Below are 12,635 nucleotides of genomic sequence, written 5' to 3' on the forward strand. Positions count from 1 at the left end.
AACGTGACGTTCGTCCGTTTTATTGCTTAGTGCCGGAATTCATTTTCCGGATTTCCATAGGAGCCGATCACCGAGGGTAAGGGAAACGGGCGTCGAGGAGCCCGGGAACGGCCGGGGTCACGCGTGTTCTCACTTCCAGGGGCTTGTTCGATGTGAACGAGCTGTGGTGCGATTCATGCCATTCATGTAAGTGGGCACTTCTGGAGGCGAAATGGCCGACCCCCGGGTCCTTGCCGAACGTAGGGAAATCGAGCAAGAGATCGCCGGCCACACCATCTGCGAACAGCTCAAAGTTACGGCGGAACGCTTTCCGGACGCGCCCGCCTACTCCGACCGGTCGGGCGACGGCTGGACGACCCTGACCTATTCACAGGCCCGGCGGCGGGTGCTCGCGATCGCCGCCGGCCTCGCCGAACTCGGCCTCGGGCGCGGCGAGGCCGTCGTGCTGATGATGGTCAACCGCACCGAGCACGTGCTCGCGGACCTCGGGGCCGTCCACGCCGGCGGGGTGGCGTGCTCCATCTACGCGACCTTCGCCCCCGACCAGGTCGCCTTCGTCGCCAGGGACGTCAACGCCAAGATCGCGGTGCTGGGGGGCGCCGCCGACCTCGCGCGCTGGACGCCGATCCTCGACGAGCTGCCCGGCCTGCGCAAGGTCATCGTCCTGTCCGACTGCCCCGAAGGCGAGCTGTTCATCAGCTGGGACGACTTCCTCGCGCTCGGCGAACGCGCCCTCGCGGCCGACCCCGCCGCCGCCGAGGCGCGGGCCGCCGAGGTGTCCGCGGACGACGTGCTGACCGTGCTCTACACCTCCGGCACGACCGGCAACCCCAAGGGCGTGCCGCTGACCCACGCCAACATCTGCTTCGAGGTCGCCGTCAGCGTCCGCCTGACCGGCCTGCCCGACCACGGGTCCCAGATCTCCTACCTCACCTACGCCCACGTCGCCGAGCGGGTGCTCAGCCTCTACATCCCGCTGTTCAAGGTCTACCACGTCCACTTCTGCCCCGACCTCGCCGAACTCGGCACCGTGCTGGCCCAGGTCAAGCCGCTTTTCTTCTTCGGCGTGCCACGGGTGTGGGAAAAGATGATGGCCCGCCTGCAGGCGCTGCTGGCCACCCAGCCCGAGCAGGAGCAGCAGAGGGTCCGCGCGGCCATGGCCGCCGGGCTCGCCTACGTCGAGGCCTGCCAGTACGGCCGGACGCCGAGCGCCGAGGTCACCGCCGCCTACGAGCAGGCCGACGCCGCGCTGCTGTCCGTCGTCCGCTCGATGATCGGGTTCGAGAACGCGCGGTGGCTGGCCACCGCCGCCGCCCCGATGCCGCTGGAGGTGCAGCGGTTCTTCGCCGGGTTCGGCATGCGGGTGGTCGACGTCTACGGGATGACCGAGACCAGCGGCGCCTTCACCGGCAACAGCACCGAGATGTTCAAGCTCGGCACCGTCGGCCGGGCCTTCCCCGCCGTGGAGGTGCGCGTCGCGCAGGACGGCGAGATCCTCACGCGCAGCCTGGCCAACACCGCCGGCTACCTCGACCGCCCCGAGGCCACCGCCGAGCTGATCGACGAGGAGGGCTGGCTGCACACCGGCGACGTCGGGTCCATCGACGAGGACGGCTTCGTGCGCATCGTCGACCGCAAGAAGGAGCTCATCATCACCGCGGGCGGGGAGAACATCTCGCCGGCCAACACCGAGAACCTCCTCAAGGAGCACCAGCTCATCGGCCAGGCGCTCGCCTACGGCGACCGCAGGCCCTTCGTCGTGGCGATCCTCACCCTCGACGGCGAGGTCGCGCCAGTCTGGGCCAAGGGGCGGGGCATCGAGTTCGCCTCGCTCTCCGAGCTGGCCGAGCACCCCGACGTGCTCAAGGAGGTGGACGCGGCCGTCGCCGCCGCCAACGCCAAGCTCGCCCGCGTCCAGCAGGTGAAGCGGTGGCACCTGCTGCCCGTCGAGTGGACCGCCGAGACCGAGGAGCTCACCCCGAGCCTCAAGCTCAAGCGCCGCGTCGTGCACGCGAAGTACGCCGCCATCATCGAGGAGATGTACCGGGCCTGACGCGGGCGTTTTGCCGGGCGCGGGGCGTGTCGGGCCCCGTGCCCTTACCCGCGGCCGCCTACCCTCCAGGCCATGACCTTGAGACGTCTGCTCACGTCGTCGGCCGCGGGGCTGGCCGCGCTCACGGTCCTGGCGGAGGCGCTCTCGGCGCCTTCCGCCGCCGCGGCCGGGGCGGTGGAGGCGCGCGCGCTCGGCGGGCGCCCGCCCGCCGAGGCGGGGCCGGAACCCACGGCCCCACCCGCCGCCCGGTCCGCGCCGGACCGGCCGGCCATCAGGTCGGTGCGCGTCCTTCCCCGGGAGCCGGTCGCGCGGCCGAGGCACGGGGTGCGGCTGGTGGTCGAGGTGGTGGCCCGGGGCGCCGCCGGTCCCCGCGGCGTGACCCTGCGGGTCGAGCCCGGCCGGCGGGGCCGTGGACGGGCCGCCCCGCCGCCGCTCCGCCACGCGCGCGGCGGCGGCTGGGAGGTCTGGCGGTTCACCCCGCCGGTGCGCCTGTCGCGGTGGTATCCGGCGGGCCGGTGGAGGGCGGTCGCCACGGTCAGGGACGCCCGCGGGCGGCGGACGACGGCCGCCACTTCGTTCCTGTTCAGGAAGGCCAGCACGCTCACCGGCGTCCAGGCCGTGCGGGCGCGCAAGCGGCCAAGGGCGCTGCGGGTGAGCGGGACGCTGATGCGCGTGGACCCGACCGGCAGGTTCGACTACTGGTCCTTCCCCCGTCAGCGGGTGAGCATCCAGTTCAGGAAGCACGGCGGGCGTCGCTGGAAGATCCAGGCGCGGGCGCGGACCGACCGTGAAGGGGTGTTCCACCGGCGGGTGCCACGCAGGCACGGGGTGTGGCGCGTCGTGTATCCGGGGACGCGGAGGTACGCCGGCGTCATCCGGGTTATCCGACACACATGACGTAACTAGGACATATGCCGCCGTTCCCCATATAACAATCTCATTGCGTGTCCGATATGTGTAGATCTTCTTGTGAGTGCGGCGCAACTTTTCCCCCTCTTTCGGCGTCTATGACGTAGGCACACCCCCCCTGGGATGCCTTTCTCTACGGGGAGAGGAAGTTCCGCATGATGAAACGCATCGCTACCGCTCTGGTAGCGGCCGCCATGGGCGCCTCGGCGCTCTCGGTGGCCGCGCCGGCGATGGCGGACGAGACGCCGGACACCACGGTCAGCATCGAATCCGTCCGAGTGACCCCCGATCCGGTGGTCATTCGCGGAGGCGATCACGTCGCGGTCACCGTCACGGTCACGACCGTGGGCGCCGAGGACGTGAAGATCGACTTCGATCCCACGGGAGAGGGTGCGCAGCCTGACTGCAACCCCTGCCCCGGGGCCGCGAAGGCGTCCAAGAGCGGCTCGGACTGGAAGAGGTGGGACAAGACCATCGTCCTCGACCGGCACGATCCGGCCGGGAAGTGGCTCGTCCACGTCACGGCGACCGGCGACAACGGCAAGGTCGCCGAGGCGCATGACTCCTTCTTCGTCAAGGTCGTGCAGGCCCGCCCGCACCAGGGGCCGCGCGCGACGCGCATCGCCGGGTTCGATGCGAGCCCCGAGCCCGTCAAGAAGGGCCGCAAGCTCTCCTTGTCGGGCAAGCTGCAGACCGCCCGGTGCTACGGCGACTGGTGGTGGAACGGTGACGCCTACGTCGTGGGCGACAACCGTTGCGACGCCGACAACCGCTGGCACAACTGGCGTCAGCTCGGCTGGAAGAAGATCGAGGTGTACTTCCACCGCGCCCACGGCGGCAAGTGGGAGTACGTCGACACGATCGAGACCAACCCGGACGGGTCCTTCTACACGGAGATCCCGGCCTACTGGTCCGGCACGTGGAAGGTCGTGTTCGAGGGCTCCCGCGGGCTGTACGGCTCGTCGGCGACCGACTATGTGAAGGTCGTCCGCTGACCCTCGGCCCCGGCCGACAACCGAGCGCCCGTCCCCCGGAGTACCCGGGAGCCGGGCGCTCGCGCCGTTCGCGGGGAGCGGGCCTCCGTTTCCGGAGGGTGCGGGCGGGCCGCGAGGGCCGCGCGCCCGCCGGTCAGGGGCCGGGGTCGCGCGCGAGCTCCAGGGCGGTGAGGTCCAGGGCGCTCAGCGTGAGGATGTTGGCGATCTGCTCCAGCGGCATCCCGGCGTCGCCGAGCTGGGTGATCGTCACCGCGGTCCGCAGGAAGATGCGGCCGATGACCACCTCGTCCACGTCCGGCATGTCCTTGCGGAAGAAGTCCGCGAGCTGCTGGCCGACCTCCCGGTCGGCGTGCACCCGTGGATCGTTGAGCTCCGGGCTCGACAGGATGTCCCGCAGATCCCTGCGCTCGTCTTCCGTGAGTTTGCTCAAAGGGTCGCCTCCCCGCAGCCATGTCGTCATTGGGAGACTATGCGCTGAGGACTTCGCGGAGAATGGCAGGGTTGGCCAAAGATCGGCCGGCGTGGGAGCGCGTGCCCGACGCCCCCACCGCCGGCGCGATGATCAGGAGGACACCGCCTCCACCAGCTTGCGGCGCTGCTGGACGCCCAGGCCGCCGATGCGGCGCTTGTCGTCGACGCCGGCCCGCTCCATGAGCGCGGCCGCCTTGGTCGGGCCGATGCCGGACAGAGCGCGCAGCGCCTGCGACACCTTGATCTTTTTCGCGGTGTCGTCGTCGCGCTTGAACAACTCGGCCAGGGTCAGATCGCCGCTCTTGAGCTGCGCGAGCAGGGCGGCCCGCGCCTGCCGGGCCTCGGTCGCCTTGACGAGAGCGGCCTGGCGCTGCTCGGGGGTGAGAACGGGAAGGGCCATGAGGATTCTTTCTCCTTGGGGGATAGCTTTAGGCGGCCCGTCCGGCCGCTGATGTGTCGGTCGGCATGGGTGCTACCCCCCTGGCGCGCTCTAATCATCGCTTCCGCACTTCCACTGCCCTTTCCGACTGATCGGAACAATGCCCCGGGTCCTAGCAAGTCACGAAAAATTGGGCCTTCAAACTTTCGACGGTTGACCTGACTCTCGGTGCAGGCGCGTGACAACCCCAGAGCGCGCGCCTCGAGGAGGATTCAGGTGAGACGTCGTCTGCTCGCGGGGTTGGCGATCCTGGCCCTGCTGTGCACTAGCGGGATCACCGGGGCGGGTGCCTCGGCGGAGCCACCCCCCAACTACCAGTACCGGATCGACGGGCCGAGCACGGCCGTGCAGCGGACCGCGATCGCGGCCACCGGCGCGGCGATCGACGAGGTGGCGGCCACATCGGTCGTGGTCACGGCCTCCGACGCCGAGGTCGGCCAGATCAAGGGCCTCGGCTACACGGTCACCCGGCTCCCGCGCCCGCTGTCGCCCGTGCTGCCCAAGCCCCAGGACTTCCCGTCGGCCGACTCGGGATACCACAACTACGCCGAGATGACCGCCACCGTGAACCAGGTGGTCGCGAGCTACCCGTCCATCGCCAGGAAGTTCAGCTACGGGACCTCCTACGGGGGCCGCGACCTGGTCGGCATCAAGATCAGCGACAACGTCGCGACCGACGAGAGCGAGCCGGAGGTGCTGTTCACCGCCCACCAGCACGCCCGCGAGCACCTGACCGTCGAGATGGCCCTCTACCTGCTCAACCTGCTCACCTCCGGCTACGGCTCCGACAGCCGGATCACCGGCCTGGTGAACTCCCGCGAGATCTGGATCATGCCCGACCTCAACCCCGACGGCGGCGAGTACGACATCTCCACGGGGTCCTACCGCTCGTGGCGCAAGAACCGGCAGCCCAACTCCGGGTCCTCCTCGGTGGGCACCGACCTCAACCGCAACTGGGCCTACCTGTGGGGATGCTGCGGCGGCTCCTCCGGCTCCACCTCCAGCGAGACCTACCGGGGCGCCTCGGCCGAGTCGGCTCCCGAGGTGCGCACGCTGGCCAACTGGGTGCGGACCCGGGTCGTCGGCGGCACCCAGCAGATCAAGAGCAACATCGACTTCCACACCTACAGCGAGCTCGTCCTGTGGCCCTACGGCTACACCTACAACGACACCGCGGCCGGCCTGACCGTGGACGACCAGAACGCCCTGGCGACGCTCGGCCGCAACATGGCCTCGACCAACGGCTACACCGCCGAGCAGTCCAGCGACCTCTACATCACCGACGGCACCATCAACGACTGGCTGTGGGGCAACTACAAGATATTCAGCTACACCTTCGAGATGTACCCCAAGGGCAGTTCGCCCGGGTTCTACCCGCCCGACGAGCAGATCGTGACCCAGACCACCCGCAACAAGGAGGCCGTCCTGCGCCTGCTGGAGTACTCCGACTGCGTCTACCGCATCATCGGCAAGCAGTCGCAGTACTGCTGAGGCCCGGACCCGTCCGGCGGCCGTGACCGCCCGCCCCGCGGCCGCCCACCGGCGGCGGCCGCGGGGCGGGCAAGCCAGGCTTTGATGGCGCTTTGAGGGGGCTTTGAGTGGACCGGTGCAGGGGTGATGGCGTGGAGGGCGGTGAGGCGCGAAGATCCTACAGAGAGGGATCAAGCGGCCGTCACCCTCCGCACAGGGACGGACCGTGGATATAGCGAAATAGGGAGTTCAGCAATGCGACAGCGCCGGCTGGGCAGCCAAGGGCTCAGCGTCTCCGCCGAGGGGCTCGGCTGCATGGGAATGAGCACCATCTACGGTCCCGCGGACGAGAAGGAGGCGATCGCCACCATCCACCGCGCGCTCGACCTCGGCATCACCTTCCTCGACACCGCCGACATGTACGGCGCGTGGCGCAACGAGAGCCTCGTCGGCCGCGCGATCGCCGGGCGCCGCGAGGAGGTCGTGCTGGCCACCAAGTTCGGCAACGAGGTCGTGGACGGCAGGCAGACCGGCCGGGTCAACGGCCGCCCCGACTACCTGCGCCAGGCGCTGGACGGCTCACTCAAGCGCCTCGGCGTCGACCACGTCGACCTGTACTACCAGCACCGCGTCGACCCGCAGGTCCCCGTGGAGGAGACCTTCGGCGCGCTGTCGGAGCTGGTCGCCGAGGGCAAGGTGGGCCATCTCGGCATCTCCGAGGCCGCTCCGGCGACGATCCGCCGCGCGCACGCCGTCCACCCGCTGACCGCGCTGCAGACCGAGTACTCCCTGTTCACCCGGGACGTCGAGCACAACGGCGTGCTGTCCGCCGTCCGCGAGCTCGGCATCGGCTTCGTCGCCTACAGCCCGCTCGGCCGCGGCTTCCTCACCGGCACGATCCGCAGCGCGGAGGACCTGGCCGAGGGCGACCGCAGGAGCGCCCATCCGCGCTTCCAGCGGGAGAACTTCGCCAGGAACCTCGCGGTGGTCGACCGCATCCGGGTGCTGGCCGACGCCAAGGGCGTCACCTCCTCCCAGCTCGCGCTGGCCTGGGTGCTCGCCCAGGGGCCGGACATCGTGGCGATCCCCGGGACCAAGCGCCGGGCGTACCTGGAGGCCAACGCGGCGGCCGTCGAGATCACCCTCACCCCCGACGACCTGGCCGCCGTCGACGCCGTCGCCCCGCCCGGCGTGGCCTCCGGCGAGCGCTACCCGGCCGACAGCATGCGCGCCGTGCACCGTTGACCGAGATGACGTGGGTGAGCACCTTCCGGTGAGGGCTGAGCCGGCCTCTGACCGGCTTCGGGTCTTCCCGTGGGCGGCGCCGGGGAGGGCCCCCTCGCGCGGGCGATCCCCGGCGAGGGGCGTGTCATGACATATCCGGCTATCGGGGCTGGTGGTCGGTGTCCGCCCCTGTGGTCCGCGTCCAGGTGAGCGGGAGAGTCTCGACGCCGTAGACGACGTGGAACGGGCGGAACCGGATCTCCTCCGGCGGCACGGCGAGCGCCAGGTCGGGGAACCGGCGCAGCAGCGCGGGGAAGGCCAGGGCCATCTCGGCGCGGGCCAGCGGCGCGCCCAGGCAGTGGTGCGGACCGTGGCCGAAGGCGACGTGCGGCGTCGGCTTGCGCGACACGTCGAGCCGGTCGCCGTCCTCGACGAAGTCGGGGTCGCGGTTGGCGGGGGCGAGGGCGAACAGCACCTGGTCGCCGGCGGAGATGAGCTGCCCGGCGATCTCGACGTCGCGCACCGCCGCGCGCGGGATGCCGGAGTGGGCGACGCTGAGGAAGCGCAGCAGCTCCTCCACCGCCGCCTCCACCTGCTCGGCGTCGTCCAGGCCCGCGCGCAGCGCGGCCAGCTCACCGGGGCTGGTCAGCAGCGCGAGCGTCCCCAGGGCCAGCATGTTCGCCGTCGTCTCGTGCCCGGCGGTCAGCAGCATGCCGGCGATGTTGGTCAGCGCGTCGGCGTCCAGCTCGTCCCTGTGCTCGCGGATCAGCATGCCCAGGATGTCCTCGCCCGGGTCGGCCAGCGCACGGGCGACCAGCCCCCGCATGTAGGTGTCGCTCTCGCGGCCGACCTGGGCGCGCTCCTCGCGGGGCCGGGACATGTCGAGGAGGCGGGAGGTGCGCTCCTGGAACTCGGCGCGGTCGGCGGCCGGGACGCCCAGCAGCTCGCAGATCACCAGCGAGGGGACGGGCAGCGCGAAAGCGGCCATGAAGTCGGCGCCCGGGCCCAGCCGCTCCAGCTCGTCGAGCTGAGCGTCGACGATCTCGGCGATGCGCGGCTCCAGGACGCGCATGCGCCGCATGGTGAACTCGGGAGCCAGGATGCGCCGCAGGCGGGTGTGCTCGGGCGGGTCGAACGCCAGTAACTGCCCCTTGCGCCTGCGCGCGCGCTCCTCGTCGCTCAGGCCGATGGACAGCGGCGCGGCGGCGGCGGCGCTGAGCGCGTTGCTGAACCGGGTGGGGTCGGACAACACCTCGCGGACGTCGGCGTACCGGGTGACCAGCCACGCCTCGCCGCTGCCCAGAGTCACCGGGACCTTCAGCAGCCGCCCGCTGTCGCGCAGGGCGGACGCCTCGGCGGACGGCGCCAGCCCCTCGCGGGCCATGTACAGCGGGATCGCGGCCTGGTCGGTCATCGAGCCTCCCCCTCGGGCCGGTGCGGCCCTGCGAGCCCGTGCCGGCCGGATGGGAATTCGCGTGGCCGGTGATCACGGTATGCGGTTGATATCCGCAACGTAGGCCGGGCGCCGCGCGATCACAACCCCGTCACGCGATCACGATCCGCGTGGCAGGGTGACGGTCTGGCGGAGGCGGCGGAACTCGGCGGCGAGGGCGGGCAGGGTGTAGTGCGCGTTGAGGCCGCTGGGGTTGGGCAGGATCCACAGGCGCGCGGGGCCGACCGCGTCGTCGCCGTCGTCGCACGGGCCGACGGCCGCCTTCGGCCGGTCGAAGGCGACGCGGTAGGCCGAGACGCCGACGACGGCGACGACCTCGACGGCCGTCTCGCGCGCCAGGCGGGCGAGCCGGGCCGGGGCCTCGCGCAGCTCCTTCTGGGACAGCTCCGCCGCCTTGGCCGTCGCGCGCGGCGCCAGGTTGGTGATGCCCAGCCCGTAGGAGGGCAGCAGGTGCTGCTCGCTCGGGCGCAGGAGCCGGGGGGTGAACCCCGACAGGTGGAGCGCGGGCCAGAACCGGTTGCCGGGCCGGGCGAAGTGGTGCCCGGTGGCCGCGGAGTACAGGCCGGGATTGATGCCGCAGAACAGCACGACCGTCCCAGGCCCCACCACGTCGTCGATCGTGCGCTCGCGCGCCGCCTCCAGATCAGGCTTCAGGCCAGGTCTCATCTCGGTCATGCCGCGCTCTGGGCGCGTGACCCCGGGTCGCGGCGCACGATCGCCGCGTTGAGCGCTGTGGCGAAGAGCGTCCAGCCGGCGTAGGGAAGCAGCAGCAGCCCCGCCGGCCGGTCGGCCCGCAGGACGCGGCGGGCGAGGACGGCGTTGGAGAGGTTCAGGGCCACGAGCTCCGCCAGGGCCGCCCTGGGGGAGCGCATGCGGAAGAAGATCGGCGTCCAGGCCGCGTTCAGCGCCAGGTTGACGCCCAGGGCGCGGCCGAGCGCCCGCCGGTCCGCCTCGCCGGCGCGGGCCAGCGCCCGTGCCGAGGCGTAGGCGATCAGCGCGTACAGCGGGGTCCACACGGCGGCGTAGACGGGCGGAGGCGGCTGCCAGGCGGGCTTGCGCAGCCTCCGGTACCAGGAGGAGTCCGGGTCGGTCGCCACGCTTCCGGCCACGGCGGCCACCGCGACCGCCAGCGAGGTCTTCACGAGAGTCCGCTTCATGCGACCCCTGTGCCCGCCGGGCGGCGCCCTACACGGCCAGGACGCGGGCCGCGCTCCGGTTCCGGAAGCCGCCCGAGGGGAGCGGCCCGAGGGAAGCCGCCCAGGGGAGCCACTCGTGGGAGGCCGCTCGCGGGGAGCGGCCCGCGTCGGGCTCAGCCGACGTAGGCGGGGTTGAGGGCGGCGCCCGCCACTCGCCTGGGCGCGCCGGAGCCGTCCGCGGGGACCGACCACAGGTCGGTGCCGAAGTCGCCGGCCAGGCCGTACACCACCGTGCGCGCGTCCGCCCAGACGACCTGGTCGTCCACGCTGCGCCCCTCGGCCAGCGGCGTCTCCCGCATGCTCGCCAGGTCCAGCGCGTACAGCCGCCACGGTTCGTCCGGGCTCAGGCCGGCCACCCGCTTCTTGAACACCAGGCGGGTGCCGTCGGGCGACAGCGAGGGGCACTCGACGTTGGCGCGCACGGTGGTCACCGTGCGCGCGGCGAGGTCCCCGCGCACCAGGTAGGTCCGGCCCTTGGTCGCCAAGGTCGCGTAGAAACGGGCGTCGTCGGCGAAGGTGACGCCCCAGAGGTTCACGTCGGCGGCGTGGTAGGGGCGGCCGTCCTTGACGATCGCGTAGCTCTCCAGGCTCGCGGTCAGCGCCCCGGTCCTGACATCGGCGATCGAGGTGCGGGTGGAGAAGTCCCCGCCCGCGTAGGAGTCGCCGCCGGCGAACACCGTCCAGGCGGCCAGGTGCCCGGACGGCGAGACCCGCGTCCGCGACGGGACGCCCGCGAGCGGGTAGTCGCGCAGCGTCCGCAGGCCGGAGTCGACGATCGAGGCGAAGTAGCTCTCGCCGAGCGCGCCGTCCACCTTGCGCAGGCACACGCCGACCCCGGCCGCGGCGTGGAAGCGCAGGCAGCGCACCGGCGCGGCCGTCCGCGCCGCGCCGGGGTCGGCGGCCGGCACCGAGACCAGCTCGTCGCGGTGCGGCCCCCATTCCATGTTGCGGAAGACCATCGCCCCGCGCGCGTCGAGACGAACGGCGCCCGCGGCGACGGACGGGCCGCCGGGCCGCGGCCGGTCCCGCTCGCCCGCGCGGCCCGCGGCGTGCAGCACCGAGGCGAAGGCGACCGAGCCGAGCAGGACGACCCCGGCCAGCAGCGCCACCACGCGGGCCCGGCGGCTCACCGGGTCTCCGGGCCGCGCAGGGCGTAGGCCGCCCAGCCCGCGCACAGCGCCAGCCCTGCCATCGCGGCCTGCAGCACGGCCCGGTCGCCGAGCGCGGTCCAGGCCGCGCCGACGGCGATCGAGCAGCAGAAGCGGGCCAGCGCCTGCCCGGTGCCGATCAGCGCGAGCCCGCTCGCCCGCAGCTCGGCCGGTACGGCGCCGGCCGCGGCGGCGGCGAGCACGCCGTCGGTCGCCGCGTAGAACGCGCCGTGCAGGGCCGGCACGGCGAACGGCACGACCGGGCCGGCCGGCGCCGCGAGCAGGAGCCCGTAGGCGGCCAGCAGGGCCAGGTGGCCGGCGAGGAACACCCTGCGGCGGCCCACGCGGTCGGCCAGCACGCCGAGCGGCAGGGCCAGCAGCAGGAAGACCACGGCCGTGCCGAGCGGCAGCAGCGGGAACCACTGCTCGGCGATCCCGAGCCGGTGGCGCAGCATCAGGTACACGAAGGCGTCGCTGACGGTGGTGAGACCGAGCAGCGCCGCGCAGACGGCCAGCCGCCTGACCTCCGGACGGCCCAGCAGAGCCACCGCCGACCGCAGCGTGACCGGCGGCGCCCCGCCCGCCGCTCCGTCTCGCGCGGCGGCCGGGCGGGTGTCCGGGCCCGTGGGGCGGGGCGGGACGAACAGGACGAGCACCAGCACGCCCAGCGCGGCGGCGCAGAAGCTGACGGTGAAGACCGCGTCGTACCCCTCGGCGGCCACGCCCAGCACCAGGAACGCGGCCAGAGGGCCGAGCAGCGCCCCGCCGGTGTCCATCGCGCGGTGCACCCCGAAGGCGCGGCCCCGGATCTCCGGCGGCGTGGACAGCGAGATCAGCGCGTCCCGCGGAGCGGTGCGCAGCCCCTTGCCGGCCCGGTCCAGCGCCAGCACCGCGCCGATCGCCGGGAGCGTGTGCGCGAGCAGCAGCAGCGGCTTGCACAGCGCCGACAGGCCGTACCCGGCCAGGGCGACGGTCTTGTGGCGCCCGCCCCGGTCGGCCAGGTGGCCGCCGAACAGGCGCACCAGTCCGCTGACCCCGTTGTAGACGCCGTCGAGCAGCCCGAACCCGAGCGGGCTGAGGCCCAGCCCGGCCACCAGGTACAGCGGGAGCACGGCGGCGACCATCTCGGAGGAGACGTCGGTGATCAGGCTGACGGTCCCGAGCGCCAGGACCGTCGCGGGGACGGCCCTGACGGCCCGGCCCGGGCGGACCGCCGAGCCCGGGGAGAAGTCCTCTGACTCGGCGGCCTGGTCCGGGCCGCGTTCGGCCAGGTACAA

The 12,635-nt window shown here is 72.4% G+C and carries 12 protein-coding genes; 5 read left to right on the forward strand and 7 right to left on the reverse strand.

Features of this window, described 5'->3' with window-relative positions; genetic code table 11:
• The first annotated feature begins 211 nt into the window (after positions 1 to 211).
• The 3 genes from ACWEN6_RS26430 to ACWEN6_RS26440 all read left to right on the forward strand — a co-directional run bounded on the left by ACWEN6_RS26430 (position 212) and on the right by ACWEN6_RS26440 (position 3,957).
• Positions 212 to 2,053, forward strand: coding sequence for an AMP-dependent synthetase/ligase (locus ACWEN6_RS26430; protein ID WP_452573728.1), 1,842 nt, complete (start codon positions 212 to 214; stop codon positions 2,051 to 2,053).
• 72 nt (positions 2,054 to 2,125) lie between these two features.
• The gene (locus ACWEN6_RS26435; RefSeq protein WP_452573730.1) at positions 2,126 to 2,950 is read left to right on the forward strand and encodes a hypothetical protein; all 825 of its coding nucleotides are present in this window, start codon (positions 2,126 to 2,128) and stop codon (positions 2,948 to 2,950) included.
• 167 nt (positions 2,951 to 3,117) lie between these two features.
• A complete protein-coding gene (locus ACWEN6_RS26440; RefSeq protein ID WP_452573732.1) occupies positions 3,118 to 3,957 on the forward strand; it encodes a hypothetical protein in 840 nt (279 codons plus the stop codon).
• Positions 3,958 to 4,090: 133 nt separating this feature from the next.
• On the opposite strand, the gene ACWEN6_RS26445 is transcribed toward ACWEN6_RS26440, so the two are convergent.
• Together ACWEN6_RS26445 and mihF are read right to left on the reverse strand one after the other, a co-directional pair.
• Positions 4,091 to 4,387 (reverse strand): hypothetical protein, encoded by a 297-nt coding sequence (locus ACWEN6_RS26445; RefSeq protein ID WP_452573734.1) that lies wholly within the window; start codon positions 4,385 to 4,387, stop codon positions 4,091 to 4,093.
• 132 nt (positions 4,388 to 4,519) lie between these two features.
• Positions 4,520 to 4,828, reverse strand: a complete 309-nt coding sequence (gene mihF, locus ACWEN6_RS26450; protein ID WP_354845071.1) for an integration host factor, actinobacterial type — start codon at positions 4,826 to 4,828, stop codon at positions 4,520 to 4,522.
• A 255-nt stretch (positions 4,829 to 5,083) separates the two neighbouring features.
• Between mihF and ACWEN6_RS26455 the strand changes: the two genes are divergently transcribed.
• Complete coding sequence (locus tag ACWEN6_RS26455) at positions 5,084 to 6,358, forward strand: M14 family metallopeptidase (RefSeq protein WP_354845074.1); 1,275 nt, start codon at positions 5,084 to 5,086, stop codon at positions 6,356 to 6,358.
• Positions 6,359 to 6,592: 234 nt separating this feature from the next.
• Positions 6,593 to 7,582 (forward strand): aldo/keto reductase, encoded by a 990-nt coding sequence (locus tag ACWEN6_RS26460; RefSeq protein WP_354845077.1) that lies wholly within the window; start codon positions 6,593 to 6,595, stop codon positions 7,580 to 7,582.
• A 139-nt stretch (positions 7,583 to 7,721) separates the two neighbouring features.
• Here ACWEN6_RS26460 and ACWEN6_RS26465 read toward each other — a convergent pair whose 3' ends face one another.
• From ACWEN6_RS26465 to ACWEN6_RS26485, 5 genes are all read right to left on the reverse strand, one after another.
• Positions 7,722 to 8,975, reverse strand: a complete 1,254-nt coding sequence (locus tag ACWEN6_RS26465) for a cytochrome P450 (RefSeq protein WP_452573736.1) — start codon at positions 8,973 to 8,975, stop codon at positions 7,722 to 7,724.
• Positions 8,976 to 9,113: 138 nt separating this feature from the next.
• Positions 9,114 to 9,680: a mismatch-specific DNA-glycosylase gene (locus tag ACWEN6_RS26470; protein ID WP_452573738.1), complete on the reverse strand. Its 567-nt coding sequence runs from the start codon at positions 9,678 to 9,680 to the stop codon at positions 9,114 to 9,116.
• A 5-nt stretch (positions 9,681 to 9,685) separates the two neighbouring features.
• A complete protein-coding gene (locus ACWEN6_RS26475; RefSeq protein ID WP_452573740.1) occupies positions 9,686 to 10,171 on the reverse strand; it encodes a TspO/MBR family protein in 486 nt (161 codons plus the stop codon).
• 152 nt (positions 10,172 to 10,323) lie between these two features.
• A complete protein-coding gene (locus ACWEN6_RS26480) occupies positions 10,324 to 11,340 on the reverse strand; it encodes a TolB family protein (protein WP_452573742.1) in 1,017 nt (338 codons plus the stop codon).
• Positions 11,337 to 12,635, reverse strand: a complete 1,299-nt coding sequence (locus tag ACWEN6_RS26485; RefSeq protein WP_452573744.1) for an MFS transporter — start codon at positions 12,633 to 12,635, stop codon at positions 11,337 to 11,339. The genes ACWEN6_RS26480 and ACWEN6_RS26485 overlap by 4 nt, the downstream gene beginning before the upstream one ends.

Source organism: Sphaerisporangium sp. NPDC004334 (assembly GCF_053602655.1).

Coding starts and splice junctions, on each gene's coding strand:
- ACWEN6_RS26430 (WP_452573728.1), top strand. CDS start 212: ATGGCCGACCCCCGGGTCCTTGCCGAACGTAGGGAAATCGAGCAAGAG.
- ACWEN6_RS26435 (WP_452573730.1), top strand. CDS start 2,126: ATGACCTTGAGACGTCTGCTCACGTCGTCGGCCGCGGGGCTGGCCGCG.
- ACWEN6_RS26440 (WP_452573732.1), top strand. CDS start 3,118: ATGATGAAACGCATCGCTACCGCTCTGGTAGCGGCCGCCATGGGCGCC.
- mihF (WP_354845071.1), bottom strand. CDS start 4,828: ATGGCCCTTCCCGTTCTCACCCCCGAGCAGCGCCAGGCCGCTCTCGTC.
- ACWEN6_RS26460 (WP_354845077.1), top strand. CDS start 6,593: ATGCGACAGCGCCGGCTGGGCAGCCAAGGGCTCAGCGTCTCCGCCGAG.
- ACWEN6_RS26465 (WP_452573736.1), bottom strand. CDS start 8,975: ATGACCGACCAGGCCGCGATCCCGCTGTACATGGCCCGCGAGGGGCTG.
- ACWEN6_RS26470 (WP_452573738.1), bottom strand. CDS start 9,680: ATGAGACCTGGCCTGAAGCCTGATCTGGAGGCGGCGCGCGAGCGCACG.
- ACWEN6_RS26475 (WP_452573740.1), bottom strand. CDS start 10,171: ATGAAGCGGACTCTCGTGAAGACCTCGCTGGCGGTCGCGGTGGCCGCC.